This is a genomic window from Marinobacter sp. SS8-8 (assembly GCF_030540945.1).
Classification (GTDB): Bacteria; Pseudomonadota; Gammaproteobacteria; order Pseudomonadales; family Oleiphilaceae; genus Marinobacter.
In genome coordinates this window covers 141,778-168,017 of the sequence record NZ_JASSVN010000001.1, presented here as the reverse complement: position 1 = coordinate 168,017, position 26,240 = coordinate 141,778, and the positions used below count along the sequence as shown (strand labels likewise).

Here is a 26,240-nt window from a genome sequence, read left to right as displayed (position 1 = left end):
AACAGGTGGTTTTGGGGACAATTTTCAGGCATCGTTCCCCGCCGCAACACCGGACGCCCAGGCCCACTGGAAATTGTGGCCGCCCAGATGGCCGGTGACATCCACGACCTCGCCGATGAAGTACAGGCTTGGCCGCTCCAGAACCGCCATGGTTCTGGAGGAAAGCTGGCGGGTGTTCACACCTCCGAGAGTGACTTCCGCACTCCGGTAGCCTTCGGTGCCGGCGGGTTTGATGGACCACCGGTTCAGAATATCCGCTACCTGTTCGATATCGCCGTTCTTGTAACCCTGCAAGGGGCCGGTCCAGCCCTGCAAATCGTTGAAGGCCTGGGCAAACCGTTTGGGCAGGTGCTGGGCGAGGTAATGGCCGACCGTGGCTTGTGGCCGCATTTTTCGCAGGTTGAACAGGTCGTCACTAATCTGGCAGGTCGGTAAAAGGTTAATGGCCAGACTGTCGCCGGGCTCCCAGAAACTGGAGATCTGCAGCATCGCCGGGCCGCTGAGCCCGCGATGGGTTACCAGCATGGGTTCCCGGAAGTGCTGGCCCTGGCAATCGACATCCACGGGGCAGCTGACACCGGATAGAGGCGCAAGCTGCCCCTTGAGTTCCGGGTGCAAGGTAAACGGCACAAGGCCGGCGCGGGTGGGCAGGATATCAAGACCGAACTGCTCTGCCACCTGGTAACCAAAAGCGGTGGCGCCCATGGTGGGGATCGACAAACCGCCGGTGGCGATGACCAGGGATTCGCAGGTCAGGTCACCGGAACCGATACGCAGGCGGTAGCCCGAGTTGGTTTCTCTGATGCGTTCGATGGCTGTCTTCATTCTCACTTCCGCACCTGCCCACTCGCACTCGGTCAGCAGCAGATTGAGAATGTCCTTTGCGCTGCCCTTGCAGAACAGTTGTCCGGGAGCCTTCTCCTCGTGCTCAATGCCATGGCGGTCCACCAGTTCCAGAAAATCCTGGGGGGTATAGCGCTTCAGCGCGGAAATGCAATAGTGAGGGTTGTCCGACAGGAAGTTGGCGGGTGTGCTGTTCAGGTTAGTGAAGTTGCAGCGCCCTCCACCTGACATCAGGATCTTCTTGCCCGGTTTGTTGGCATGATCCAGCACCAGAGCGCGGCGGCCCCGGTATCCGGCGGTTGCCGCGCACATCAGGCCCGCTGCTCCGGCACCGATGATGATTACGTCGTACTGTGATGTGGAGCCTGCCGCCATACTGCCCGCCCTTTCCTTTGATTGGCGGGCAGTATACCAGTCTCAAGGCAGGTGGATGGAGCCTTCCAAATAGAAGGCCGCCTGGCCGGCGATGTCTACGCGGTCGCCTTTCAGCTCGCAGCGCAGCGCACCACCCCTGGCTGAAACCTGACGGGCCTCGAGCCGATTCTTTCTTCACAAAGAGAGGGCCGCTCCTGGAGCGAAAGCGGGTCAACCCCGGCGCTGGGAGCCATGGCCCCTGAAACCGCAGGGGAATGGAACTCAGTTCCTGTCACCACGCAGGTCCAGCGGGTCGAGCAGGCCCGTAACAATGGCTGTGGCGGTGACATCCGGCAATCGGTCCGCGCCGAGGCGTTTCATCACACGCGCGCGATACAGATCAATGGTCTTTACACTGACATCCAGTTGGTCGGCAATTTCCCGGCTGGTGTAGCCCTGGGCCAGCGGAAGGAAAACGTCCCGCTCGCGGCGGGTAAGGGTGGCCAGCAGGGCTCCGGTTGCCTCATCGCCCTGCAGCTGTGTGCCTGATTGGCGATGTTCCTGAAGGGCCTGTTGTACGCTGTCCAGCAGCAGCTGTTCATTGAAAGGCTTCTCGATAAAATCAAAGGCGCCCGATTTGAACGCCCTGACTACAATGGGCACGTCGGCATGGCCGGAAACGAAGATGATCGGCAGTTCCAGCCCCCGTTTCTGTAGCTCCTCCTGAACGTTCAGGCCACCGAGACCGGGCATCCGGACATCCAGAACCACGCAACCGGCTTTCTTGTTGCCTACAGCGTCCAGAAATTTTCGACCGTCGCTGTAGGCCTCGACCTTCAGGCCAACGGATTCCAGCAGCCACTGGGTGGATTCCAGCATGCCGGCGTCGTCGTCAACAACGTAGACGGTGGTGGCTTCCGGGGCAGAGTGATTACTCATCAGGCTGGATCTCCGTGGTTGTGATTCTGTTCTTGTGGCTCTGACTGGCCGGGAACCGGCAGATCAGGGACAGGCCTCCAGTTGCTGCCGGGCGGGCATCCAGGAAGCCTCCGAATCCCTCAATGATCGAGCGGCTCATGGACAGCCCAAGGCCCAGCCCCTGGGGCTTGCTGGTGTAAAACGGCTGAAACATCTGGCGGATGCCTTGCTCATCGAGGCCCGGCCCCTCATCGGTGACTTCAATCAGGGTTTCATTCTGATCGTTGACGCAGGTGGTTATGACGATCTGCGAAGGCGAGCCCGGCTTTCGTTCGCCACGGGCTTCGACCGTGGCTTCAATACCGTTGCGGATCAGATTGATCAGCACCTGTTCCAGCAGCACCGGATCGGCGGTGATCACCGGGGCGCAACGAGCCAGTTTCTCGTAAATCCGCACGTTGTTTTTCTCGGCTTCCCACTGACACAGGCGAGCTACGTTGGTGACCACGTCGTTCAGGGAGATTGGCGCCGTTCGCTTTTGTCCTTTGCGCAGGAAGGCTCGCAGGCGCTTGATCACTTCCGATGCGCGGTTGGCATGGTGGACAATCTTCTGCAGGCCGTCGTCCACGCGATCCAGGCATTCGGGGTTGGTTCGGGCGCTTTTAAGGTAACGCTGACTGGCGCAGGCGAAGTTCACGATGGTGGCCAGGGGCTGGTTCATCTCATGGGCAATGCTGGAGGCCAGCTCCCCGAGGGTGGCGAGCCTGGCGGTATGGGCGAGTTCGTCGGCCAGTCGGCGGTTGTTTTCTTCGGATTCCACCCGGGCGGTAATATCCCGGGAGACGCTGATTACCTCGATGACGGCGCCGGTGTAGGTTTCCCGGATGGCCCGGCTGGCGATTTCGAACCAGCGTCTGGTGCCATCCCGATGAATGATTTCCAGGGTCATGGTGGCGTAGCCGTCGTCCCGGAGTAAGTTGCGGGTTTCGGCCAGTTGCTGGGCCACATTGTTGCCCCGGAAGACCTCCTCGAGCGGTTTGCCCCGAAGCTCTTCCGGCCAGTAACCCAACAACCGCCAGGAAGCGGGTGTGGCATCGATAAAGCGTCCGTCCGGGGCGTGGCGGGAAATGAGATCGGTGGTGTTTTCGGTGATCAGCCGGTAAAGGCGGTTGGATCGGGTTGCCTCTTCCTGGGTAAGGACATCTTCCGTGGCGTCTCTTGCCCGCGCCAGAACCCGGGCTGTTCCGGAGTCGGGAATGAAGGTCCACATGAGGATGGTTCCGGGAATCCGGGCTTCCACATTTTCAATGGCCCGACCCTGTTCAAGGGAGGATTTGGCCAGTGCCTGAATGTTGATTGGCAGGAGCCTGGAGGGCGAAGTCAGACCGGCAACCTGGCACAGATCCCGGCTCGCCCGGTTCCCCTTGAGGACGGCGCCCGCCGCATCCAGAAGCAATCCGGGTTGCGGGTCGGCGTCGTGCAAACTAAATACACTGGGAGGGGAAGAATCGTTCATGGCTCATGGAATATAGTATTATCACTATAATACATTGGTGTAATTTCTAGTATTTATTATATCAAATACTATTTTTCTAACCCGAAGTATAGCTAGTTTAGCGATATTCCTGAATACGCCATAAGAACAACAGCACTCAAGAGGACCACACAATGACCTCGATATTTGACCAGGGCCTAGCGCCCGTTGATGCCAACTACGCCGTTCAATCCCCCATCGATTTTATCGAACGCACCGCTACTGTTTACCCGGAGTATCCCGCGGTTATTCACGGGGCGATCCGTTACAACTGGGCGCAGACCTATGATCGCTGCCGGCGCCTGGCGTCTGCCCTGAAAGGCCGCGGTATCGGCCCTGGTGATACCGTTGCGGTGATGCTGCCAAATATTCCGGCGATGGTGGAATCCCACTTCGGGGTGCCCATGATCGGTGCGGTGCTTAATACCCTGAACGTGCGCCTGGACGCCGAGGCGATTGCCTTCATGCTGGAGCACGGTGAGGCCAGGGTGGTCATTGCAGACCGTGAGTTCGGTGAAGTTATCAGGGACGCCGTGAGCCGGCTGGACACCAGGCCCCTGGTGATAGATGTGGACGATCCCGAGTATGGCGAGGGTGTTCAGGTCAGCGATCTCGATTACGAGGCCTTCCTGCAGGAAGGGGATCCGGCGTTCCAGTGGAGCTTTCCGGAGAACGAGTGGGATGCGATTTCCCTGAACTACACCTCAGGCACTACCGGCAACCCGAAAGGTGTGGTCTATCACCATCGCGGTGCTTACCTGAATGCCATTGGTAACCAGGCCGTGTGGTCCATGGACATGCACCCAGTGTACCTCTGGACCCTGCCGATGTTCCACTGCAACGGCTGGTGTTTCCCCTGGACCATCACCGCCATGGCCGGTACCCACGTGTGCCTGCGCCGGGTTGATCCGGAAAAGATTCTGCAGCTCATTCGCGATCACCAGGTCACCCACATGTGTGGTGCGCCGATTGTGCTCAATGCCCTGCTGAACGTGCCGGAATCCGCCAAGGCGGGTATTGATCACGAAGTGAAGTCCATGACCGCCGGCGCGGCGCCCCCCGCCCAGGTGATCGGGGCCATCGAGGAGATGGGCATTCAGGTGACTCACGTCTACGGCCTGACCGAAGTCTACGGCCCGGTGACCGTCTGTGCCTGGAAATCCGAATGGGATAAACTGCCCCTGCACGACCGTGCCCGGAAAAAGGCCCGCCAGGGCGTTCGTTACCATACCCTGGCCGGTACCTTGGTTGGCGACCCGAACTCCATGGAGCCGGTGCCCAAAGACGGCAAGACCATCGGTGAAATCTTCCTGCGCGGCAACACCGTGATGAAAGGTTACCTGAAGAACCCGAAGGCCACCGAAGAGGCGTTCCGCGGTGGCTGGTTCCACACCGGTGATCTGGCGGTGTGGCACGAAGACGGCTACATGGAGATCAAGGACCGGCTCAAGGACATCATCATCTCCGGTGGCGAGAACATTTCCACCATTGAGGTGGAAGATACCCTCTACCGGCACCCGGCCGTTCTGGAGGCTGCCGTGGTCGCCCGGCCAGACGAGAAGTGGGGTGAAACCCCCTGCGCTTTTATTACCCTCAAGCCGGAGGCCGGACAAGTGAGTGAGGAAGACATCATCAGCTTCTGTCGCGAGCATCTGGCCCGGTTCAAGGTGCCCAAAACCATCGTCTTCTCGGAGCTGCCCAAGACGTCCACCGGCAAGATCCAGAAGTTCGTGCTGAGGGACCAGGCCAAAGAACTGGACTGAGCCCCTTAACGGCTGCGCCGGCCCGGCGCAGCCGATGTTAACCAGAAAAACAACGCTGTCAGGCACACGCACCGCGTGAGCCCGGAGACCTTTTTATGCAAATGTTTCATCGGAAGAACGGGGAAGAGCAGCCATACTGGCCTGCGGGTCCCTTTAAGGTTCGTCTGCCGTTCGTCCACTATCGGTGGGAATTCGCGGAGATGGTGCAGGCCCTGATCATGTTCGTGGTCAGCCTGGCCATGATCCCCCTGCTGGAGAAATACCTGGGTGTTCCCTACGACGTCGCTCTGGCTTACGTGGTGGTTTGTGGGATCGGCTTTATGCTCCCGGCGCTGCTGGGAGTGCCGCTGGTGCCTGGCTGGATAACGCCGGGTATTCCCGTGGTGCTTCTGTTCTTGAGTGATTACGAACCCGGGCCGGAGGCCATTCAGGCGCTGTTTGCCCTGCAGTTCCTGGTGTTCATTATTTTTCTGGTCCTCGGTGTTACCCGCCTCGGCAGCAAGCTGGTGGAACTGATTCCCCGGTCTATGAAAGGCGGGATCATCATCGGCGCCGGTATTGCGGCCCTGATGGGTGAAATCGAAGCCGGCGGTCGCCTGGCCAACACACCGATCTCCCTGATCATCGGTGGCTTGGTCTCCCTGTACCTGATGTTTTCGGTGTCCTTCAAAGGCTTTGTTGAAAGCAATTCCATTGCCCGCAAGATCGCCAACTACGGCATGGTCCCGGGCATGGTGGTGGCTATCCTAGTGGGGTTTGCCACGGGCGAATACGCCGTGCCCAATGTGGAGTGGGGTATTACCAGACCGGCGTTCGGCGAGCTCTGGAACTATCTGCCGTTTACCGTTGGCTTCCCGGACAGCAGCGTATTCCTCTACGCCGTCCCGACCGCTGTGATCGCGTATGTCATTGCCTTCGGCGATATCGTTGTTGGCCAGTCACTGATGAGCCGTGTGGATCACCTGCGCAAAGACGAAGACATTGATAACAGCATTGACCGCGTGCACCTGGTAACCGCACTCCGGAACGGTGGTCATGCCTTTTTTGCTCCGTATCCCGGTCTGGCCGGTCCGATCTGGACGGCGGTTACCGCCACCATGGCCGAGCGCTACAAATACGGTCGCAATGCCATGGATTCCATCTACAGCGGCGGCGGTACTTTCTGGATTACCGGCTTTATTGCGCTGTTTATTCTGCCCCTGGTGAGCTTTTTCCAGCCGGTGTTGCCGATTGCCCTGTCGCTGACCCTGCTTCTTACTGGTTATATCTGTTTGATGGTCGGCCTGGAGCAACTGGAGAACAACACTGAGCGGGGAATTGCCGGCACCATGGGCGTAGTTCTGGCGGTCTATGGCGCAGGCTGGGGCCTGGCCACCGGCGCCGTCCTTTACTTTCTGATTGAACGTACCAAATTGCTTGGCTTTGCAGCGGACCCGGAAGCGCCGGGTGTGAAAGCCGCAGAAGAGCACTAAACCTGCGCCTTCCGGCCCTGCACTGGAAAGCGCTGACCCCCTGTGTGTCCTTGGGAGGCCTCGTGCCTCCTTTTTTTGCTCTGAGCTCTGTTTTGACAGAATGTCATTTCGTGACAATATGTCCGATTTTTCCCCTGGCTCCCTTCCTTCCCTCAGGTTTTCAGGTTTAAACTGCCTTGACTGATGATTTTTTGTCCGCTGTTCATTACTGATAGCAACATTACAAAAACAGGAGGCCGTCATGACCATCAGCTCTACGCCCGAGGGTGTGTCCGTTGAGCCGAGGCATCTGCGGTTTGATGTCAGTGAAGACCTGAAAACGCTCTGGCACGGCAATGATGCCTTCCGGACTGCTTTCTTCAATGCCCTTTCACTCCAGTTTCCCGATGGTGAGCAACAGTTCATCAATGCTGTACGGCTCTACCGGGACAGAATCGAAGACCCGAAGCTGCAGGCCGAGATTCGTGGCTTTATCGGGCAGGAGGCCCTCCACAGCCGCGAGCACAAGCACTACAATGAGGCGCTGAGGGCGCGGGGCTACGATATCGATGCTATTGATCGGCGTTTCGGGAAGCATATGGAGTGGGTGGGCCAACTTCCGCCAAGCCGGCAACTGGCGGGAACCTGCGGTGCCGAGCATTACACCGCGGTACTGGCGAACGCCATCCTGAGCCATCCGGAATGGATGGAAGGGGCCGCCCCGGCCATGGCAAAGCTCTGGCGCTGGCATGCCATTGAGGAAACCGAACACAAGTCCGTTGCATTTGATGTTTACCAGGCGTGCGTGGGTGACGAACGGCTGCGCCGCGTTGTCTTTCTGTTTGTTAGCTGGAACTTCTTCAAGTACACCTTCCTCAATACCTGCAGCCTGCTGAAAACCGATGGCAAGTTCTGGAGCCTGCGTACCTGGATAGCTGGCATTAATTTCCTGTGGGGAAAACCCGGGGTTCTCCGCAAGTGTCTGCCGGAATTTCTGGCCTATTTCCGCAAGGGCTTTCACCCCTGGCAGCAGGACAACCGGGAGCTTCTGGAGCAAAACCTCAAGGAACTGGAAGTAATATCCTGACGGGTAAGCCAGGGTTGCTGAAATTCCAGTCAGGTTATGTAAGACTGAGCGGCATAAAGAATAACGACAATAAAGGGCGCTTCCGGTAGAGAAGCGGCCCGGAGCTGGAGGCCCACCATGCGAGTTGGTTTGATCGTTGATTCTGCGTGTGATTTACCTTACGAGTTCAGCCGCAAGCACGATTTGTTCATCCTACCCGTTACCGCTGTGATCGACGGCCAGACCTACATAGACGAGCACGACCCGGTCCGGACCCAGGAGTTTTACCAGAGTGGTCTGCTGCAGAAGGGGCACCAGGCGGAAACTCGGGCGTTCACCGCCGGGCAGATCCACAACCTGTTCATGGAGAGGATCGTTACCCAGTTTGATGTTGCCATCTGTGAAACGGTCACAAAAACCCGAAGCCTGATTTTTCAGAATGCCACCGAGGCCATGAACAGTGTCCTGGCCCATTATGAAGGTGCGCGGGAAGCCGCAGGCCGCAAGGGCCGGTTTTTCATGCGGGTGATCGACAGCAAACAGATTTTTGCCGGCCAGGGTTTGCTGGCGGCGCATACGCTGAAGCTGATCGACCAGAAGATGTCCAAGAATGCCCTGCGCTATGAGGTGGAAACCTTCACCGACAAGATCTACACCTGCGTGATTCCCCGGGATCTGCACTACATCCGTGAACGGGCCAGGCGCCGCGGCGACAAGAGTGAGTCGGCACTGGTTGCCTTCCTGGGCAAGGCGCTGAACATCACGCCGGTGATCTTCGGGCAGGGCGCAGCAGGGCAGCCGGCAGCGAAGACCCGTAGCTTCGATGCGGCGGTGGAGAAGGTAATGAACTATGCCGCTGCAAGGGTGGAAGCGGGCCTGCTGACGCCCTACGTGAGCCTGTCCTGTGGCCTGGCCTGGACCGAGATCGAGGATCTTCCCGGCCTCAATCGCCTGCGGGACGCCTGTGAGCGCAACGGTGTGGAGCTGATGCTCTCGCAAATGGGTATAACCAGCAGTATCTATGTTGGCCCCGGCAGCCTTTGCCTGGCGCTGGCCGCGGAGCCCCACAGTTTCAACGATTTCCAGTAATCGGCCCGCGATGAGCTGCGGCGGGCTGTGATTACTGGCCCGGCCGCGGCCTCTTCCTTGTGATTTTGGCAAACCGGTCAGCCGGGACTTCGTGTTAGCCTTTGTGCAGTGTGTTTCATTCCAACAACAGGACATCAGATGCCATGACCAAAGGCAAAACGGATCTCGCCACTGAACTTCTGGAACAGCATGTAAAACATGAGCTGGCATCACTAAAGGGCGCCAGGCTGCACAGGTTTCTGGAGCAGGAACTGGATGAGCTCTGGGGTTATGCCGGTGAGATAACCCTGAACCGCATCACTTCGGAAGAGCAGGTGATGGGCGTGATTCAGCGTATTGTGATGGATATGGAACTGGACGCAGGGATTCCCGAGCTGGCGGCGGAAATGGCCACCGAGGTACTCAATGCCGAGGTGCAGTCCAGGACGACCCTGGGCGAGATTATGACCCGTGAACAGGCCACCGGCTTCCTGGAAGAGGCGCTGGAGCTGAAGCGCCAGCGGGAGCGGGTGATCAGCGAGATCATGGCTCATCCGGTGTATCAGGAACTGGTGTCCAATGTGGTGTACCACGGATTGGTGAACTATCTGTACGAGGACAACCTGATCACCAAATCCGTGCCGGGTATTGGCTCGATGATGAAGTTTGGCAAGCGCCTGGCCAACAGGGCCGTGCCGGGCCTGGATGAAACCTTCGAGCGGCGGCTCAAAGTCTGGCTATCCGACAGCCTGCCGGGCCTGATCAGCCGCAGTGAGCAGTTCCTGCACCGGGCGCTGTCCGATGACGAGTTGCGCGACAGCGTGATGGCCGCCTGGGTGTCGCTGGAGGGCCGCACGATTTCGGAACTGCGTGAAGGCCTGGGGGATGTCGAGCTGCAGGAATTTGTGGTGCTCGGGTATGAGTTCTGGTTGCGGTTCCGCAAGACCGAATACTTTGAAGGCTGTGCCCGGGCGGTGGTTTCCCACCTGTTTGTGAAGTACGGCGAACGTCCGATCACTGACCTGCTCGGGGACATGGGCGTCACCCGGGAGGTGGTGATGGCGGAAGTGGATACCTACGCAATTCCGGTTATAGACGTTTTACGGGAAGAGGGCTATGTTGAGGCCCTGGTTAGGCGGCGGCTCACACCTTTTTACACGTCTGCCGCTGCGCGCAAGATTCTTCGGCAGGAGGCCTGATTATTCCCGGCTCCCTGGAATGTTTGGAGAGGTAAGACTTTGATCCCGGACCTGTTCTTGGCCTATCTGGCTGCCATCACATTGCTCACCATGACGCCGGGTGTCGATACGCTGCTGGTGATGCGTAATACCGGCCGCGGCGGCTTGAGGGATGGCTGCGTGACCAGCGTGGGCATCTCTAGTGGTCTGTTTGCTCACGCGACTCTCTCGGCCCTGGGTATTTCCCTCCTGCTGGTGGAGACCGTCTGGGCATTTTCGGCGTTGAAGTGGGCCGGTGCCTGCTATCTGGTGTGGTTGGGAATCGGCTCGTTGCGTCAGGCCCTGAGGCGAGGGGGAGAGCCTTCGGTGCAAGCCGTGACGGTTGCGCGTCGGAGTGTCCCCCTGATGACTTCTTTCCGGGAGGGCTTGTTATCCAACGTGCTGAATCCGAAAACCGCGCTGTTCTATATGGCGTTGTTGCCACAGTTTGTTGACCCTGCCGGTAACGCCTTTCAGCAATCCCTGATGCTGGCCGGGGTCCATTTCCTGCTGGCGATGCTCTGGCAGTGCGGTCTGGCCTGGATGGTGGTGAGTTTTCGGAGCCTGGGCGTGAATGCGAGGCTGAAGCGAGTGCTGAGCGGGCTCACTGGCGGATTTTTTGTGGCCATGGGGGCGAAGCTGGCAAGCATCTGAGGCTTCCGGACACTGAGCAGGCAAAGAAAAAGGGAAGCCTCGGCCTCCCTTTATTCAGTTTCGTAAATCACTTCTCCAGATACTGGAGTTTGTTCGGCTTGCCATCCCATTCTTCGGCATCTGGCAGCGGATCTTTTTTCTCGGTGATGTTCGGCCACTTTGCGGCCAGGTCGGCGTTAATCTCCACAAACTGGACCTGATCGGCAGGCAGCTCGTCTTCCGAGAAAATGGCTTCGGCCGGGCACTCAGGCTCGCACAGGGCGCAGTCGATACATTCGTCCGGGTCGATTACCAGAAAGTTGGGGCCTTCGTAGAAGCAGTCTACCGGGCAGACTTCCACGCAGTCTGTATATTTACACTTGATGCAGTTATCAGTAACGATAAACGCCATAGTCAGATCCCTGGTCCAGTGGTCGGTCAGTCTCATCAGGGGCGCCGTCGTGGGCGCCACCGTTATGTTTTAGTGCGCGATATTGTAGGGAGCGACCCGTATAGCCGCAAGCGTTGGGCTGCTATAACCTTATTACACAGGTCAATTTTCCGCTATTTCTTCATCAGCGCCTTGAGTTCGTACAGCCGATTCATGGCATCCCGGGGGGTTAGCCCATCCAGATCCAGCTCCTTGAGCGCTTCTTCCACGGCGCTGGGCTCAAGACTCGCGAACATATCGCCCTGGTAAGCAGGTTCGCTGACCTGCGTTGCCGGTTTGGCGGGCGGTTTGTCGTTTTGCGGGTCGCCGCCCGCGGCGGCTGGTGCCGTGGGGGTTGCACTGCCTTCCAGATGGGAAAGCTGGGTTTTGGCGTTGCGGATCACATCCTGGGGCACGCCGGCCAGCTTTGCCACCTGAAGCCCGTAGCTCTGGCTGGCCGGGCCATCATGAACATTGTGCAGGAACACGATGCTGTCGTCGTGCTCTGTGGCCGTAAGGTGCACGTTCACCGCGTGTTGCAGCTCATCCGCCAGTTGCGTGAGCTCGAAATAATGGGTGGCAAACAGGGTGTAGCAACGGATTTCCCGGGCCAGGTGCTCGGCAGTCGCCCAGGCCAGCGACAGGCCATCAAAGGTGCTGGTGCCCCGGCCCACTTCGTCCATCAGCACCAGGCTGTGCTCGGTGGCGTTGTGCAGGATGTTGGCGGTTTCGGTCATTTCCACCATGAAGGTGGAGCGACCACCGGCGATGTCGTCCGAGGAACCCATTCGGGTAAATATGCGGTCCACCGGGCCGATTACCGCGCGGTTGGCGGGCACGAAGCTGCCGGTGTAGGCGAGCAGGGCGATCAGTGCGGCCTGGCGCATATAGGTGGATTTACCGCCCATGTTCGGGCCGGTAATCACCAGCATTCGCCGCTGGGTGTCTATCAGCAGATCGTTGGGTACAAAGGGCTCGTCGAGCAATTGCTCCACCACTGGATGACGGCCTTCCTCGATGTCAAAGCCCGGGGATTCGCTGAATTCCGGCGCCGAGAAGCGCAAAGAGGTGGCCCGCTCCGCAAAATTGCTCAGCACGTCGAGCTCGGCCAAAGCCTGGGCCGCATCCTGTAGCGGTGCCAGTTGCCCGGCCAAGGTTTCCAGCACGTCATCGTACAGCCCTTTCTCCCGGGCCAGTGCACGGCTCTTGGCACTCAGGGCCTTGTCTTCGAATTCCTTCAGTTCCGGGGTGATGAAGCGTTCGGCATTCTTCAGGGTCTGCCGGCGGATATAATCGACCGGGGCCCGATCAGACTGGGCCCGGCTGATCTCGATGTAATAGCCGTGAACCCGGTTGTAGCCCACCTTCAGGGTGCTGATGCCGGTGCGTTCCCGCTCCCGGGTCTCTACATCCAGCAGGTACTGGCCTGCGTTTTCGCTGATGTTGCGAAGCTCGTCCAGTTCTTCGTCGAACCCTTCCCGGATGACCCCGCCATCGCGGATCACGACCGGAGGATTGTCGATGATGGAGCGTTCCAGCAGGTCCGCCAGTTCCGGGTATTCGCCAATGGTGGTTGCCAGTTTGACGACATGCTGCGAATTGACCGGTTTCAGGGTTTCCTGCAGGTCCGGCAGGGCCTGGAAGGCATCCCGAAGCCGTGCCAGGTCCCGTGGGCGCGCTGAACGCAGGGCTACCCGGGCCAGGACCCGCTCAATATCGCCAACGGTTTTCAGCAGATCGTGCACGGGTTCGTAATGAAACCCGTCCAGGAGTGCGGACACCGCCTGTTGGCGCTGGCGGACAATATCCACATCCCGCAGCGGTCGGTTCAGCCAGCGCCGAAGCTCCCGCCCACCCATGGCGGTTGCGGTGCGATCCATCACCCAGGCCAGGGTGTACTGATGGCCGCCCATCAGGTTGGTGTCAATTTCCAGGTTGCGGCGGCTGGCGGCATCGAGAATCACCGCTTCATCCCGCCGTTCGCGGGTGAGCTTGCGAATATGGGGCAGGGCGGTGCGCTGGGTTTCCCTGGCATACTGCAGCAGACAGCCGGCGGCACAAACTGCGAGATTCAGGTCCCCACAGCCGAAACCGGTCAGGTCCCGCACCTGCAGCTGCTGGGTGATCACCCGGCGTGCGGTGTCCAATTCGAACAGCCAGGGGCCCTGGCGCCTGATTCCGGTAAAGCCTTCCAGTACTTCCTGATAGGGAAAATCCTCGCTGATCAGGATTTCCGCCGGTCGCAGCCGCTGGAGTTCCCCTTGCAGGGCTTCCAGGTTCTCCAGCTCAGACACGGCAAAACGACCGCTGGAGATATCCAGCGACGCAAAACCGAACTGCTCCCGTTGGTTATAGATGGCCACCAGCAGGTTGTCCCGGCGGTCTTCGAGGTAAGCATCGTCACTCAGAGTGCCGGGTGTAACAATCCTGACCACCTGACGCTCAACCGGACCCTTGCTGGTGGCCGGGTCACCGATCTGCTCACAAATGGCGATGGATTGACCTGCCCGCACCAGTCGGGCAATGTAGCCCTCAGACGAGTGATAGGGAATGCCCGCCATGGGAATCGGGTTGCCCCCGGACTGGCCGCGGGCGGTCAGGGTGATGTCCATCAGCTCGGCCGCTTTCCTGGCGTCTTCATAGAACAGCTCGTAGAAATCCCCCATGCGGTAAAACACCAGTTCATTGGGGTGTTGGCCCTTGATCTTCAGGTATTGCTGCATCATCGGGGTGTGCTTGGATAACTCGCTGGAGGGCGCTTCGTTACTGACTTTCGGCATACTTCCTCATTAGCTTGGGGCAAAACGCACCGCTTTCTGCAACTCTTGCCAGATGAATTCCGGGTCAGATGAAATTTTCATCTGACCCCATTTTCAGACTCCGAATCCATCCACCGGCCATAGACTTTAACCAACATGGAATAGTCCTTGTGACCCATCTGCTTGGCAATGAAAGCAATGTTACCATGTGCGGTTAGAGTCCAGCAGGCGAACCTACTGCGCGAACGCGGAAGTGTAGGTAGCCCCTACCGAACCAGGCGCCGCTCAAGTAACGACTGCATGTCTCGTCGCCCATCCAGGACGCAATGAACAAAGACGTCCTGCCCGATGGCCTCGTAGATGACACGATACGGCTTGAAGTGAACCTCCCGGTAATTCGTCACGCCGACCCGGTCCAGTTCGGGCGGGATATGGCCTCGCATGGGCAGTTCGGCAAGGCTCGAACAGAGCGGTTCCAGTTGCTCCAACACGTACGCTGCCTTCTCCACCGAGTCATGGGTTGCAACGTAACGGTAGATGTCGATCAGGTCCTGTTCCGCTTCTTCTGAAACCCGGACGCGATAGCGTGTCACCCGGTGCTTTCCTTGATGCGTTTGCGGATATCCGCGAAGGCCGTTTTGACGGGCTTGCTGCGCCCCTCTCGAATGCACTTGGAACTCTGGGCCAGCATCTTGAGCAGCGCCAGCGATTCCTGTGTTTGTTCGTAACTGGCGATGTCCTGGAGAACCGCCTTGGCTTCACCGTGTTGGGTAATCACTAGGGTCCGCTGGCCCTCGTTGACATCTCGTAAGGCCTCGGCCGTATGACTTTTGAGGTAGCTGATGGGTTTGACCGATTCGCTGAGTTTCATGATGTGTCCGCCGTATCTCTGATTCCAGAACGTACCAAATATAGACCGTATTTGGTACCAATGCAAAGCGGATTACGGTTTGTAAAAGGCGCCGACCGGAACTGGTGGGAGCAAGTCACTGGCCGTTTAGTGTAGCTTTTATGCTGTTAATCTTAATAATATCCTTATTAAACAAGTGTAAAACACCTGTGAATCATGGGCGTGTGCTTGGAAAGATCGGTCTGAGCTGCTGACATGGACGGGTCCGGATTGCCTTGCTTTGATGAAGGCGTGAATTGTAAGAAAATAATGGCCGCGATGAAATGAAGGAGGTCATTATGCTGGCCAGCGATCACGAATTGGAAGAGGCGGGTAATCGTCTCGGTGAACGGCTGCTGCGGACCGGCCGTACCGTTGCTACCGCAGAGAGTTGCACCGGCGGCTGGGTGGCCAAGGTGCTGACCGACCGGGCTGGTTCCTCGGCTTATGTCCTTGGTGGCCTTGTAACCTACAGCAATGAGGCCAAGCAGGGCCTGTTGGGAGTTACCCGCAAATCGCTGGATGAACACGGAGCGGTCAGCGAGCCGGTAGTGCGGGAAATGGTCGCCGGCGCCCTGGTGGCGACAGGCGCCGACATTGCCGTGGCCATCAGTGGTGTGGCCGGTCCCGGCGGTGGCAGCAAGGAAAAGCCTGTGGGCACTGTCTGGTTTGCCTGGGGGAGTGCCCCGGCTGACACTGTGGCGGTGGTCAGGCACTTTGAGGGCAACCGGGGCCAGGTCAGGCGACAGGCGGTTCTCTTTGCCCTTCAGGGGGTTAGCGAGTTTTTGAATGAACTCTGACGGCTCTCACATCAAGAGGGGTTGGTCTCTCTTGCCGGTTATGTTTTAATACTGTTCAAATATACAGGGAATTGGCTGGTTACACTGTACGGATTCCCGATTCACTATTCCGCTGCCGGAGTCCTCACGGCTCCGGTGGCCAAGGCGACAGAGGGTTTGCACTGATGGAAGACAACCGCAAGAAAGCATTGAGCGCAGCACTGGGCCAGATCGAGCGCCAGTTCGGCAAGGGCGCCGTGATGAAAATGGGCGACCAGCCCCGTGAAGCCATTCCCGCAGTCTCCACCGGCTCCCTCGGGCTGGATGTCGCCCTGGGTATTGGCGGCCTGCCTTACGGTCGTATCTGTGAGATCTACGGTCCGGAAAGTTCCGGTAAAACCACATTGACCCTGCAGGTGATTGCCGAGGCCCAAAAGGCCGGTAAAACCTGTGCCTTCGTGGATGCTGAGCATGCTCTGGACCCGATCTACGCCGAAAAGCTGGGTGTTAACGTAGACGAGCTGCTGGTGTCCCAGCCGGATACCGGTGAGCAGGCCCTGGAAATCGCCGACATGCTGGTCCGTTCCAATGCGGTAGACGTGATTATCGTCGACTCCGTTGCCGCCCTGACGCCGAAGGCGGAGATCGAGGGTGAAATGGGCGACAGCCACGTCGGCCTCCAGGCGCGACTGATGTCCCAGGCGTTGCGGAAACTGACGGGTAACGTGAAGCACGCCAACTGCCTGATGATCTTTATCAACCAGATCCGTATGAAAATCGGTGTCATGTTCGGCTCGCCCGAAACCACCACCGGCGGCAACGCCCTGAAGTTTTACTCCTCCGTGCGTCTGGACATCCGCCGCATTGGCTCGGTAAAGGACGGTGACGAAGTTGTGGGCAACGAAACCCGGGTTAAAGTTGTCAAGAACAAGGTGTCGCCCCCGTTCAAGCAGGCCGAGTTCCAGATCATGTACGGCAAGGGCATCTACCACATGGCGGAAGTCCTGGATATGGGCGTAAAAGAAGGCTTTGTTGACAAGTCCGGTGCCTGGTATGCCTACAAGGGTGACAAGATCGGCCAGGGCAAGGCCAACGCCTGCAAGTTCCTGGAAGAAAACCTGGATATAGCCAACGAAATCGAAGCGGCGGTGCGTGATAAGCTGATGCCTAAGCCGGTCTCCAAAAAGGAAGCCGAAGAGGTGCCGGCTGAAGTCAGCGGCGAATTGCTCTAAACCTGTGCCGGGGAGGATGTATGGATGGCAAAAAGAAACTGCTCATTGTTGCCCATGCGCCTTCCCCGAATACCCTCAAACTGCAGCAAGCCGTGGAGCAGGGTGCCTGCCATGAAGACATCGAAAACGTTGAGGTAACGGTCCTTGCTCCCCTGGATGCCGGGCTTTTCTGACGGCGCGGGAATGGCTTAGCTGGCGAATCGGTTATAGAAGCCTTCGATTCGTGACAGGGCGTTGTCCACCGCTCGTGAATACCCTTTCTTGTCCCGGCAGTAGCTGAACTGCACGCTGATGCGATAACCGGTCTGGAACGGCTGACAGTCCACCACCCGGGCGCACACCCTCGATTCACTGATGTACTTGCCGTCAAAGTCCATGAATAGCCGGGCGCCCGGATCCACTGGCCTGGGGCACAGTATTGCCATGCCGTAGCGGTTAAGATCCAGGCAGGTGACGGGCGTGGCGGGTTTGCCACGGCCAAAAAAGCCGCGCTCCCGAAGCTGAACCTTCAGGCAGGAGGCTGGGTAGCGATCCTTGATTCTGCGATCTGCGGAATCACTGCTCATACACGGGCATCCGTTGCGTGCATTGTCTTTATTGTCGGGAGATGAAGTGTAGTTCCGGAACAACTGCCTGAAAAATGAACGCTGGCAAAACTGTGAACTGACTAACAAATCCCGGCGTATTGTGCGCGGACCCAGAAATCTGGTCGCTGAACGCGACATGGCCGACTGCAGAATCTACAATGACCGGCCAATGAGTCAACCGTTACAGGACCGAACCTTGAAGTCACTGCCCCTGCACCAGCTTTACAAAGCCTGTGTTCTGAAAGATCTGCCGTTCAAAACCACCAGGCAACTGGAACCTCTGGCCGAAATAGTGGGCCAGAACCGTGCCCAGGAAGCCGTGCGTTTTGCCCTGGCGATGCCCCATGGCGGTTACAACGTGTACGCCGTTGGCCGAAACGGCCTGGGCAAGCGCACCATGATGCTGCGTTACCTGGAGCACCATGTGGATACCGATCAGCAGAGCCATGACTGGTGCTACGTAGCCAACTTCGAGGAGCCCCGTATTCCGAAGCTGTTACAGCTTCCGGCGGGTAAGGGGACCCAGCTCAAGCAGGATATGGAAAAGCTGATGAGTCGCCTGGTAAAGGTGATTCCCCAGACCTTCGACAGCGACAGTTTTCTTGAGCGCTCGGAACAGCTGAAGAATGAATACGGCAAAAAACAGGAAGATGAGCTGGGAAAAGTGGCTGCCCAGGCCAAACGCAAAAAAGTCAGCCTGACCGTTACCACGCCTGGCGGTTACCGGCTGGTTGCCATGAATGGCGAGGAACCCCACACCGTGGAATCCTTCCAGGCGTTGACAGATGAGCAGCGTGACAAGTTCGAAGACATCATCAACAAGCTGGAGAAAAAGCTTCGGCAGGCCCTGCGCAAACTCGCGGACTGGGAACAGGAATACGCTGACAAACAACAGGCGCTGAACCAGGAGACCCTGGAGAGTATTTCGGGCCATCAGATTGATGAACTGATCGAGAAGTACAAGGATCTCCCCAACGTGGTTGCATTTTTTGAGGCGGTCCGGGCAGATCTGGTGGAGAACCTTGAGATTTTCCTGGACGATAACGAGGAGCAGGCGGCGATTGCCTACGCGTCCCTCGACAAGAAGATGCCCCGCCGATACCTGGTGAACGTGCTGGTGCACCAGAAAACCAACGAGGTTCCCATGGTGGTGGAGGACAATCCCACCTATCACAACCTGTTCGGGTATGTGGAGAACGTGACCTACAAGGGCACCGTGTTTACCGACTTCTCACTGATCCGCCCGGGCAGCCTGCATCGGGCCAACGGCGGTTACCTGCTGATGGACGCTATCAAGGTGCTGGAGCAGCCTTTCGTGTGGGATGGGCTTAAACGCGCCCTGCGTTCGAAATCGATACAGATTAACTCCCTGGAACGGGAGCTGACCCTTTCCGGCACCATTTCCATCGAACCGGAATCCGTACCGCTGGATGTCAAAATTGTGCTGTTTGGTGATCGCGAAACCTGGATGCTGCTGCAGGAGTACGACCCGGAATTTGCCGAGCTGTTCCGGGTAACGGCGGATTTCGAGAATGAGATGTACCGCTCTGATGACAGTCAGTTGCTGTACGCCAAGTTCATTGCCAGCCTGGTAAGCGAGAAAAAACTGCTGCATTGCTCAAACAAGGCGGTCGCCCGGATCATTGAGCACAGTGCGCGCATGGCCGAGCATCAGGATCGTTTGTCTCTGCATGCGGCGGATATCGCCAATCTGCTTCGGGAATCGGATTTCTGGGCCCGGCAGGCTGGGGCGCGGCTGATCCAGGATACTCATGTGGAGCGGGCTCTGGAAAGCGCCAAATACCGCGGCAGTCGGATTCGCGACCAGTTCTACGATTCCATCCGTGATGGCTCGACACTCGTAACTACTGGTGGAACCTGCGTTGGCCAGGTGAATGCGCTGTCGGTGTTGTCCACGGGCGGGTTTGAATTCGGACTTTCCAACCGTGTGACCGCTACCTGCTATTATGGAGATGGCGCGGTGATGGATATAGAGCGTGATGTGAAGCTCGGCGGCAACCTTCACTCCAAGGGCGTGATGATCCTGAGTTCCTGGCTGGCTTCCCATTTTGCGGTTAACGACCCGATGCATCTGTCGGCCAGTCTGACCTTTGAGCAGAACTACGGTGAGGTGGATGGTGACAGCGCCTCTCTTGCGGAGTTGTGCGCGCTGGTATCTTCCCTGTCCGGCATTCCGGTCCGTCAGGATCTGGCGATTACCGGATCTGTGAATCAGTTTGGCGAGGTTCAGCCCATTGGCGGCGTGAACGAGAAAGTGGAAGGCTTTTTCACAACCTGTCAGCTCAAGGGTGGGCTCTCGGGAACCCAGGGCGTGATCGTGCCAATCACGAACGTGCAGAACCTGATGCTCGATAGCGAATTGGTGCAGGCGGTGCGTGAGGGCCGGTTTGCCGTGTATGCGGTTGCCCGCGTTGAGGAGGCTATTACCCTGCTTCTGGGTAAGCCTGCGGGCAAGGCCGATGACAAAGGCAGGTACCCGAAGCAGAGTGTTTTTGGCATTATCCAGCAACGACTTGAAAAAATGCGGGAACACGAGCGGCAGGAACATGCACGTGATGATCACAAAGACCCGTCAATCCACTGACCGGTAATTCTAAGAAAACGGACAGGAGAGAACACGCCCATGACTGACATCCAGCAAACCGTATACGTGGTAGAGGACGATGAGGCAGTCCGCGATTCCCTGGAGCTGCTGCTGAAATCCGACGGCAAGCCGGTCAGGCCCTATAAGAGCGCAACGGCGTTCCTGAAGGATTATTCCGACAAAATGGCGGGATGTATTGTGCTGGATATCCGCATGCCCGGCATGGACGGCATGGAACTGCAGAAGAAGCTGAATGAAAAGCACTCCATCCTGCCGATTATTTTTGTGACCGGGCACGGTGATGTGCCCATGGCGGTTGATGCCATGAAAGAAGGGGCCGTGGACTTCATCCAGAAGCCCTATCGCGAAGAGGCGCTGCTGGAAAAAATCGAGGCGGCGCTGAAGCAGGATCTGGAACAGCGCAAATCCCTGGATGAAAAGCAGGAGATCATCCGCCGTATCAAGAGCCTGACTCCCAGGGAGCACGAGATCATGGACCGGATGATCGCCGGCCAGGCCAACAAGGTGATTGCCATTGAGCTGGAGATCAGCCAGCGTACGGTGGAGATCCACCGCTCCCGGGTTATGCACAAGATGGGCACCCATTCCCTGGCACATCTGGTTCGTATGGTCCTGTCCGTAAAGGACCTTATCGACGCACGGTGATCCCGTCGGCATCATACGGTTACGTTTTTTTAACCGGCCTTGAATATATGACTGATCCTGTCAGCGAGAACTCGGAGGTGACGGTTCTGCTTGTGGATGACAATCCGCAGAACCTCAAAGTCCTCTATGAGACCCTGAAAGACAAAGGCTACCGGCTGCTGATTGCCAATGAAGGCGAAAAGGCCCTGGACCTTGCCCACCGCCACCAGCCTGAAGTGATTCTCCTGGATATCATGATGCCGGAGATGGATGGTTATGAGGTGTGTGAGCGCCTCAAAGCCGATCCTGAGACAGCGGATTGTGCCGTGGTGTTCCTTTCCGCCCTCGATGATCTGCAGGCCAAGGTTAAAGGCTTTTCCCTGGGTGGAGCCGACTACATTTCCAAGCCGTTCCAGTCCCGGGAAGTGATTGCCCGGGTGAAAACCCATGCCTCGGTTACCCGCCTTGAAAGAGAGCTGCAGGCCCGTAACCGCGAGCTCCAGGGTGACCAGGCCCGCATCCTGAATTCCATCAGCGAGGGCATCTACGGCCTTGATGAGAACGGCGTTATCGAGTTTGCCAATCCAGCAGCGGCACTGATTGTCGGCTGCCCGGTGGAAGAGCTGATCGGCCGAAACTTCTTCGAAACCCATTTCGCCACGGCGGGGGACAATCCGGACGGCCTGCCGGTAAAAGCAACCTGTCAGCAGGGTGTTGCCGAAAACCGGCGGGATATCCGTATACTCCGGGCTGACGGAACCGGTTTTCCGGCGGAGTATCGTTCAACCCCCAAGCGGGATGGAGGCGGGCTCCATGGTGCCGTTGTGGTGTTTCGGGACATCACTGCCGAGCTGGATAACGAGAAGGCCCTGGAAGAGGCTCGGCAACTGGTGCAGGAGCAGCGGGATCAACTGGCCCATACCTCACGCCTGACGACCATGGGCGAAATGGCCGCGGGCGTCGCCCATGAAGTCAATCAGCCGCTGACGGCAATAACCAACTACGCCCGGGTCGCCAAGCGGATGATGGCGAAAGAATCGGTGGATATGGGCCTGCTCCAGGAGACCCTGGACAAGATCGAAGCCCAGTCCCATCGCGCCAGCGAGATCATCCGGCGAATCCGGCGGTTTATGAAGAAACCGGCAACCGGCAAGGAAGTGCTATCGGTATCCGCGCTACTGGAGGACACCCGGCAGTTTGCCGAGGTGGATATGCGCAATAACAAGGGTGCCATAGAGGTTTCGGTGCCAGCGGATTTGCCTGACGTTCTGGCTGACCCCGTTCAGGTGCAACAGGTTGCTCTGAACCTGATCCGGAATGCCCTGGAAGCGACCAGTTGCGTGGATTCAACGGCGCCTGTTGAGGTATCGGCCAGCCGTCAGGGTGACAGCTGTGTGCGAATCCAGGTGCGCGACCACGGAGTTGGCCTGCCTGACGGCGCCGAGGAAAAACTGTTCCTGCCGTTTTTTACCACCAAGGATGAGGGTATGGGCATCGGCCTCTCGACCTGCCGCTCCCTGATTCAGGCCCAGGGCGGAGACATCGGTTTCGTGCGCCCGGAAGACGGCGGCGCCTGTTTCTACTTCACCCTTCCGGTCGCCGGTGCCCAGGGTTCCCCCTGCGCACCGGAAAACGCGGCTTCTCAGAGTTAGGGAAGCTCCCGGGTCAGAGCCAGTCGATGCGTCCGCTCAGGTGTGGCGCGTCGCCTTTGGCATTCAGCACCTGATAGTCCCAGCCTTTGTCCTCCGCTTGCCAGTTCAATTGGGCTGTGCCCGGCAGGAACAGTGGTTTCTTGAATTGACAGCTGACCCTGATGGCGCCCGGTCGCCAACCTTCCTGTTGTTCCAGCAGTGCCAGTGCCTGGGCCTTGGTCCACATGCCGTGGGCGATTGCCTGGGGAAAACCGAAGACCCTGGCGCTCAGGGCGTGCATGTGAATCGGGTTGCTGTCCCCGGACACCCGGGCATACTGGCGGCCAATGGATTCTTCCGCCTTCAGGCTCAGTGTGTTGGGATAGCGTTCCAGTTCAGGCGGGGCCTTTTGGTCCGATGATTTCCCATTACCTTGCGGTTGTCGGAACAGGGTCGTGCTCGCCTCCTCCCAGACTGGCTTACCTGCAGAACGGGCCTGAGTGATCAGATCAAACTCCACCCCACGGCTGCTCTTTACCGAGTTTTCCAGACGTACGCTGATATCCAGGATTTCGCCGGCTGCGATTGGCCGGTGCTGGCTAATGACATTTCTCAGGTGCACCAGGCCGAGTAGCGGCAAGGGAAAGCTGTTCTCAGTCAGCAGCTTCAGGTGCAGAGGGAAAGCCAGTACATGGGGCCAGGTGAGCGGTAAGTGGTTGTGCGGCGCGAACCCGCAAACCTTTTGGTAGCGTTTCAGGGTGTCGCCGCCGGTGCTGACGCCCAGCAGGCTGGCAGACAATGCCGGGATAGTAATGTTGCCACCGCTCTTTCCCTGCCTTGCCAGCAATGCCTTGCCGTAAAGCGGCAGCAAGGACGGCGGTGATTTGTGATAAACGGGAGTCTCTGGCATGGGTCGTTCTCCTTCACCGTCTTTGCCGGTTACGGTCAGTATGGCATTACCATCACGGAAAGTTTTGTCGCGAAGGTCATGGGTATTTTTACAAACTGGTACAACTGTGTGTTTGTGGCCTGATATGCTCTATTATAAGACGATTGTCTAATAGGGCGCTTTTTCAGGCCCGACAAGTCTGGCAAACCCTGCCAGATCTGGCATTGACCTGGCGTGCTACGGCAATTGGCCGGGCGGTCAAAGTAGTCGTAATCCAATAAAAAAAAGCGGGATCTTATGCAGGAACTTCGTGACGCGGGAGTGATGTTGCGCCTGATCTATGAGGCGATGAAAAAGAAGGGAATCGACACCAATGCCATCTTCAGCCGCCTGGGGGTGGATGAGAATTACGTCTATACCGAGCAGCTCCGAACCCCCCACAGTGCCCAGATGTACTTCTGGCAGGCCGTCGAAGACGTCTCCGGCGATCCGGATGTCGGGTTGCACCTGGGGCAATTGTTGCCCGTCTACAAAGGCCAGGTACTGGAATACCTTTTCCTGAGCAGCCCGACTTTCGGCGAAGGGTTACGGCGCGCGCAGAATTACCAGCGGTTGCTGAGCGATGCCGCCAACACGGATTTCTTTATTGAAGGTGACGACGCCTGCATGGTGCTGGACGCTGCGTCTGATGATGTCCGCCGGCTGCGGCATTTCAACGAATGCTTCGTGCAGGGGCTGATCACCTTTTTCCGCTCCATCACCGATGATAACTTCCATCCCTCACGCATCGAGTTTGAGCACGAGCGGGCCGACGGCCAGGATTATGTGCGGGAGGTGCTCGGCTGTGAGGTTTCCTTCGGTGCTGAAGAGAATCGTCTTTATTTCCCTGCTGCTCTGCTTTCCCACGCGTCGCCTCATGCTGAGCCCGAGCTTCTGGACCTCCATGAGCGATTTGCGAGCGAGCAGGTGGCCCGGCTTGAGAAGAGAGATATTGTCGGGCAGGTGGAGCGGATTGTGGCAGAACTTCTGGATAGCGGCGAGGTAACTCTGGATGCGGTGGCTGAGCGCCTGGGCATCAAGCCGCGAACCCTGCGTACCCGCCTGGCGGAAGCCGAAACCAGTTTCAACCAGGTACTGGCTGATTTCCGTTACCGGCTGGCGCGCCAACTGCTGGCAACCACTGACGAATCCATTGATGAAATCGTATATCTCACCGGCTTCTCGGAGCCGAGCACTTTCTACCGGGCGTTCAAGCGCTGGTCTGGTATGACCCCGATCGTGTACCGCAAAACCGCACAGGGCCGGGACGCCATGGTTGGTGCGATGTAAAGGGGTGATGTAAAGCGGCGCGGCTTCTGAACTTTTTTCAGGAAAAGCGTTGACATAACGGGGCGCCTCTTTATAATGCGCCCTCGTTGTCACCGAGCAGTCACACCCTTGACTGCACTGCCTTCTGAAGGCAAGACGTGTGATGACTCACGCGGAGCGGTAGTTCAGCTGGTTAGAATACCGGCCTGTCACGCCGGGGGTCGCGGGTTCGAGTCCCGTCCGCTCCGCCACTTTTCCCTCCTGTTTGTCGTTTTGCCACTTAAGTCTTCACAAGTTAGCCAGTATGTCATTTGCTTGTCATACACCCAATCTAGTCTGTTTCTGAATCAGAAAACAGGAGGATAGTTATGCGGGATTATGAAGAAGAATTGATTGAAAGCCAGTTTGAAGAATATGAAGACGATGCCGGCTGGGACGACGCCACTGAGCTCTAGGGGTTCCTGGTCCGTTTTCGATGCTCCCCGGGGCTAAGGCTGAACCACCGCCGGTAAGCTTTGTGGAACGCAGCGGGATTGGCGAACCCCAGAAGCCAAGCAATCTCTGCCAGTGATATGTTGGTTTCCCGGATATAATCCCGGGCCAGATGTTTCCGTGTTTCATCCACCAGTTCCCTAAACCCCGTCCCTTCCGCTGCCAGCTGTCGTTGCAGTGTCCAGGGCGTAACGCCAAGTTTCATGGCAATAGTGTCCAGGCTGGGTGTTTCGCCCCGGAACAGAGGGGTCAGAAGGTTTTTTACCCGGTCTCCGGTTGTCCAGCCCCGCCGGATCTGCTGCATCTCGCGCTCGCAAAGTTCAGACAGTTTTTCGTGCATGGCTGGCTGCGCCTGCAGGCTCGGGCTTTCCCAGATATCCCGGCGGACAGTGAGGCTGTTTGCCGGTGCTCCGAAGTGTACCGGGCAACGGAACCAGCTTTCGAACACCTCATCCAGGCCGATGGCCGGATATTCAATGGTGACCTTTTCCAGAACGTGATAGTGACCGGTGACGGTGCGAAGGAACTCGGTCCAGGCTGCCAGCACCGAATCCACCACAAAGTAGTTGAAGCCGTTGTAAGGACGAATCGAGTAAAACTGCACCTGTCGGGTTTCCGGCTTGATGGTCGGGTTGCCGCGGCTGTTCCTGCTGGTCAGCAGGGCGTAACGGACCAGCGTGCTGATGGCCGCCCCAGCGGTGCAGGCAGTTTCCCCGGCAAGCCCGGCGATGCCGGCATCGACAGGCCGTGACAGCGCGCCCATACGTAACCCCAGGGCCGGATTGCCGGTTTCACTGATCGCCGCGTGCCCAAGGCGCATGAAGCGAGGGATGCTGATGCGTGCGGCGGGTGAGGTCAGTGTCTGCCGGTCAAGCTGGAAACGGGATGCCAGTTCCGTGGTATCCGCACCCTCCGCCGCGGCAGCCCGCATCAGTACGGAAGCATAGAGAACGCTGATATCTCCGAGGGAATTACGGATTTGCCGGGCGCCTGTCGATTGCGTGCTCATTGAAGCCTTTGTCTGATATGTTATTCAAAGATAATAAAATGTTATTCCAGGATATTGTTGATCGCAAGGCACATCGGTAATTTAGGGCCCAATAACGAGCAGGGCCCTGCAAGCCCGCCGATGATCACGATGAGGAGA

At 58.0% G+C, this 26,240-nt stretch carries 22 protein-coding genes, 1 tRNA gene and 2 pseudogenes; 14 read left to right on the top strand and 11 right to left on the bottom strand.

Going from position 1 to position 26,240, the window contains the following annotated elements; genetic code table 11:
• Positions 1-24 precede the first annotated feature (24 nt).
• The 4 genes and pseudogenes from QPL96_RS00705 to QPL96_RS00690 all read right to left on the bottom strand — a co-directional run bounded on the left by QPL96_RS00705 (position 25) and on the right by QPL96_RS00690 (position 3,631).
• Positions 25-1,218, bottom strand: coding sequence for an NAD(P)/FAD-dependent oxidoreductase (locus QPL96_RS00705; RefSeq protein WP_303284921.1), 1,194 nt, complete (start codon positions 1,216-1,218; stop codon positions 25-27).
• Between the two features lie 42 nt (positions 1,219-1,260).
• A pseudogene (locus QPL96_RS00700) lies at positions 1,261-1,380 on the bottom strand (isomerase); the annotation flags it as partial.
• A 99-nt stretch (positions 1,381-1,479) separates the two neighbouring features.
• Positions 1,480-2,136, bottom strand: coding sequence for a response regulator transcription factor (locus tag QPL96_RS00695; protein ID WP_303284919.1), 657 nt, complete (start codon positions 2,134-2,136; stop codon positions 1,480-1,482).
• Positions 2,129-3,631: a sensor histidine kinase gene (locus QPL96_RS00690; protein ID WP_303284918.1), complete on the bottom strand. Its 1,503-nt coding sequence runs from the start codon at positions 3,629-3,631 to the stop codon at positions 2,129-2,131. The genes QPL96_RS00695 and QPL96_RS00690 overlap by 8 nt, the downstream gene beginning before the upstream one ends.
• 152 nt (positions 3,632-3,783) lie before the next feature.
• On the opposite strand from QPL96_RS00690, the gene QPL96_RS00685 reads away from it, so the two are divergent.
• From QPL96_RS00685 to QPL96_RS00660, 6 genes are all read left to right on the top strand, one after another.
• The gene (locus QPL96_RS00685; protein WP_117619975.1) at positions 3,784-5,412 is read left to right on the top strand and encodes an acyl-CoA synthetase; all 1,629 of its coding nucleotides are present in this window, start codon (positions 3,784-3,786) and stop codon (positions 5,410-5,412) included.
• A 95-nt stretch (positions 5,413-5,507) separates the two neighbouring features.
• Positions 5,508-6,884: a solute carrier family 23 protein gene (locus tag QPL96_RS00680; RefSeq protein ID WP_117619976.1), complete on the top strand. Its 1,377-nt coding sequence runs from the start codon at positions 5,508-5,510 to the stop codon at positions 6,882-6,884.
• Between the two features lie 241 nt (positions 6,885-7,125).
• Positions 7,126-7,950, top strand: coding sequence for a metal-dependent hydrolase (locus QPL96_RS00675; protein WP_303284916.1), 825 nt, complete (start codon positions 7,126-7,128; stop codon positions 7,948-7,950).
• 117 nt (positions 7,951-8,067) lie between these two features.
• Positions 8,068-9,018 carry a DegV family protein gene (locus QPL96_RS00670; RefSeq protein WP_303284914.1) on the top strand — a complete coding sequence of 317 codons (951 nt, stop codon included), beginning with the start codon at positions 8,068-8,070 and terminating at the stop codon, positions 9,016-9,018.
• 143 nt (positions 9,019-9,161) lie between these two features.
• Positions 9,162-10,196: a hypothetical protein gene (locus QPL96_RS00665; RefSeq protein ID WP_303284913.1), complete on the top strand. Its 1,035-nt coding sequence runs from the start codon at positions 9,162-9,164 to the stop codon at positions 10,194-10,196.
• Between the two features lie 57 nt (positions 10,197-10,253).
• On the top strand, positions 10,254-10,868 hold the full coding sequence (locus tag QPL96_RS00660; RefSeq protein ID WP_303284912.1) for a LysE family translocator: 615 nt from the start codon (positions 10,254-10,256) through the stop codon (positions 10,866-10,868).
• Between the two features lie 67 nt (positions 10,869-10,935).
• Here QPL96_RS00660 and fdxA read toward each other — a convergent pair whose 3' ends face one another.
• The 4 genes from fdxA to QPL96_RS00640 form a co-directional block, all read right to left on the bottom strand.
• Complete coding sequence (gene fdxA / locus QPL96_RS00655) at positions 10,936-11,259, bottom strand: ferredoxin FdxA (protein ID WP_117620474.1); 324 nt, start codon at positions 11,257-11,259, stop codon at positions 10,936-10,938.
• Positions 11,260-11,411: 152 nt separating this feature from the next.
• Complete coding sequence (mutS, locus tag QPL96_RS00650) at positions 11,412-14,057, bottom strand: DNA mismatch repair protein MutS (RefSeq protein WP_303284911.1); 2,646 nt, start codon at positions 14,055-14,057, stop codon at positions 11,412-11,414.
• A gap of 245 nt (positions 14,058-14,302) precedes the next feature.
• Positions 14,303-14,629, bottom strand: a complete 327-nt coding sequence (locus QPL96_RS00645) for a type II toxin-antitoxin system RelE/ParE family toxin (RefSeq protein WP_303284909.1) — start codon at positions 14,627-14,629, stop codon at positions 14,303-14,305.
• On the bottom strand, positions 14,626-14,907 hold the full coding sequence (locus QPL96_RS00640; RefSeq protein ID WP_303284907.1) for a type II toxin-antitoxin system Phd/YefM family antitoxin: 282 nt from the start codon (positions 14,905-14,907) through the stop codon (positions 14,626-14,628). The genes QPL96_RS00645 and QPL96_RS00640 overlap by 4 nt, the downstream gene beginning before the upstream one ends.
• 317 nt (positions 14,908-15,224) lie before the next feature.
• On the opposite strand from QPL96_RS00640, the gene pncC reads away from it, so the two are divergent.
• From pncC to QPL96_RS00625, 3 genes and pseudogenes are all read left to right on the top strand, one after another.
• Entirely contained in the window at positions 15,225-15,725 is a 501-nt protein-coding gene (pncC, locus tag QPL96_RS00635) for a nicotinamide-nucleotide amidase (protein WP_303284906.1), read from the top strand.
• A 164-nt stretch (positions 15,726-15,889) separates the two neighbouring features.
• Entirely contained in the window at positions 15,890-16,936 is a 1,047-nt protein-coding gene (recA, locus tag QPL96_RS00630) for a recombinase RecA (protein ID WP_303284905.1), read from the top strand.
• Between the two features lie 20 nt (positions 16,937-16,956).
• Positions 16,957-17,100 (top strand): annotated as a pseudogene (locus tag QPL96_RS00625) (flavodoxin family protein); the annotation flags it as partial.
• 24 nt (positions 17,101-17,124) lie between these two features.
• On the opposite strand, the gene QPL96_RS00620 reads toward QPL96_RS00625, so the two are convergent.
• Complete coding sequence (locus QPL96_RS00620; protein ID WP_303284904.1) at positions 17,125-17,502, bottom strand: PilZ domain-containing protein; 378 nt, start codon at positions 17,500-17,502, stop codon at positions 17,125-17,127.
• 217 nt (positions 17,503-17,719) lie between these two features.
• Here QPL96_RS00620 and QPL96_RS00615 point away from each other — a divergent pair, with 217 nt between their 5' ends.
• The 3 genes from QPL96_RS00615 to QPL96_RS00605 are packed head-to-tail and all read left to right on the top strand — an operon-like array spanning position 17,720 to position 22,425.
• Positions 17,720-20,128, top strand: coding sequence for a Lon protease family protein (locus QPL96_RS00615; protein WP_303284903.1), 2,409 nt, complete (start codon positions 17,720-17,722; stop codon positions 20,126-20,128).
• A 39-nt stretch (positions 20,129-20,167) separates the two neighbouring features.
• Complete coding sequence (gene fixJ / locus QPL96_RS00610; RefSeq protein ID WP_303284902.1) at positions 20,168-20,794, top strand: response regulator FixJ; 627 nt, start codon at positions 20,168-20,170, stop codon at positions 20,792-20,794.
• Positions 20,795-20,841: 47 nt separating this feature from the next.
• Positions 20,842-22,425 carry a response regulator gene (locus QPL96_RS00605; protein ID WP_303284900.1) on the top strand — a complete coding sequence of 528 codons (1,584 nt, stop codon included), beginning with the start codon at positions 20,842-20,844 and terminating at the stop codon, positions 22,423-22,425.
• 13 nt (positions 22,426-22,438) lie between these two features.
• Here QPL96_RS00605 and QPL96_RS00600 read toward each other — a convergent pair whose 3' ends face one another.
• Positions 22,439-23,314 (bottom strand): MaoC/PaaZ C-terminal domain-containing protein, encoded by an 876-nt coding sequence (locus QPL96_RS00600; protein WP_303284898.1) that lies wholly within the window; start codon positions 23,312-23,314, stop codon positions 22,439-22,441.
• Between the two features lie 276 nt (positions 23,315-23,590).
• On the opposite strand from QPL96_RS00600, the gene QPL96_RS00595 reads away from it, so the two are divergent.
• Both QPL96_RS00595 and QPL96_RS00590 read left to right on the top strand, forming a co-directional pair.
• Positions 23,591-24,622 carry an AraC family transcriptional regulator gene (locus QPL96_RS00595; RefSeq protein WP_303284897.1) on the top strand — a complete coding sequence of 344 codons (1,032 nt, stop codon included), beginning with the start codon at positions 23,591-23,593 and terminating at the stop codon, positions 24,620-24,622.
• Between the two features lie 153 nt (positions 24,623-24,775).
• Positions 24,776-24,852: transfer RNA gene (locus QPL96_RS00590), tRNA-Asp, on the top strand.
• A gap of 200 nt (positions 24,853-25,052) precedes the next feature.
• Here QPL96_RS00590 and QPL96_RS00585 read toward each other — a convergent pair.
• On the bottom strand, positions 25,053-26,102 hold the full coding sequence (locus QPL96_RS00585) for an AraC family transcriptional regulator (protein ID WP_303284896.1): 1,050 nt from the start codon (positions 26,100-26,102) through the stop codon (positions 25,053-25,055).
• Positions 26,103-26,240 lie beyond the last annotated feature (138 nt).

What these genes read in the sequence shown, in the direction of transcription:
- QPL96_RS00695 (WP_303284919.1), bottom strand. Translation starts at nt 2,136, where the DNA reads ATGAGTAATCACTCTGCCCCGGAAGCCACCACCGTCTACGTTGTTGAC.
- QPL96_RS00690 (WP_303284918.1), bottom strand. Translation starts at nt 3,631, where the DNA reads ATGAACGATTCTTCCCCTCCCAGTGTATTTAGTTTGCACGACGCCGAC.
- QPL96_RS00640 (WP_303284907.1), bottom strand. Translation starts at nt 14,907, where the DNA reads ATGAAACTCAGCGAATCGGTCAAACCCATCAGCTACCTCAAAAGTCAT.
- recA (WP_303284905.1), top strand. Translation starts at nt 15,890, where the DNA reads ATGGAAGACAACCGCAAGAAAGCATTGAGCGCAGCACTGGGCCAGATC.
- QPL96_RS00680 (WP_117619976.1), top strand. Translation starts at nt 5,508, where the DNA reads ATGCAAATGTTTCATCGGAAGAACGGGGAAGAGCAGCCATACTGGCCT.
- QPL96_RS00685 (WP_117619975.1), top strand. Translation starts at nt 3,784, where the DNA reads ATGACCTCGATATTTGACCAGGGCCTAGCGCCCGTTGATGCCAACTAC.
- fdxA (WP_117620474.1), bottom strand. Translation starts at nt 11,259, where the DNA reads ATGGCGTTTATCGTTACTGATAACTGCATCAAGTGTAAATATACAGAC.
- QPL96_RS00670 (WP_303284914.1), top strand. Translation starts at nt 8,068, where the DNA reads ATGCGAGTTGGTTTGATCGTTGATTCTGCGTGTGATTTACCTTACGAG.
- pncC (WP_303284906.1), top strand. Translation starts at nt 15,225, where the DNA reads ATGCTGGCCAGCGATCACGAATTGGAAGAGGCGGGTAATCGTCTCGGT.
- QPL96_RS00665 (WP_303284913.1), top strand. Translation starts at nt 9,162, where the DNA reads ATGACCAAAGGCAAAACGGATCTCGCCACTGAACTTCTGGAACAGCAT.
- QPL96_RS00620 (WP_303284904.1), bottom strand. Translation starts at nt 17,502, where the DNA reads ATGAGCAGTGATTCCGCAGATCGCAGAATCAAGGATCGCTACCCAGCC.
- QPL96_RS00585 (WP_303284896.1), bottom strand. Translation starts at nt 26,102, where the DNA reads ATGAGCACGCAATCGACAGGCGCCCGGCAAATCCGTAATTCCCTCGGA.
- QPL96_RS00605 (WP_303284900.1), top strand. Translation starts at nt 20,842, where the DNA reads ATGACTGATCCTGTCAGCGAGAACTCGGAGGTGACGGTTCTGCTTGTG.
- QPL96_RS00675 (WP_303284916.1), top strand. Translation starts at nt 7,126, where the DNA reads ATGACCATCAGCTCTACGCCCGAGGGTGTGTCCGTTGAGCCGAGGCAT.
- fixJ (WP_303284902.1), top strand. Translation starts at nt 20,168, where the DNA reads ATGACTGACATCCAGCAAACCGTATACGTGGTAGAGGACGATGAGGCA.
- QPL96_RS00705 (WP_303284921.1), bottom strand. Translation starts at nt 1,218, where the DNA reads ATGGCGGCAGGCTCCACATCACAGTACGACGTAATCATCATCGGTGCC.
- mutS (WP_303284911.1), bottom strand. Translation starts at nt 14,057, where the DNA reads ATGCCGAAAGTCAGTAACGAAGCGCCCTCCAGCGAGTTATCCAAGCAC.
- QPL96_RS00600 (WP_303284898.1), bottom strand. Translation starts at nt 23,314, where the DNA reads ATGCCAGAGACTCCCGTTTATCACAAATCACCGCCGTCCTTGCTGCCG.
- QPL96_RS00595 (WP_303284897.1), top strand. Translation starts at nt 23,591, where the DNA reads ATGCAGGAACTTCGTGACGCGGGAGTGATGTTGCGCCTGATCTATGAG.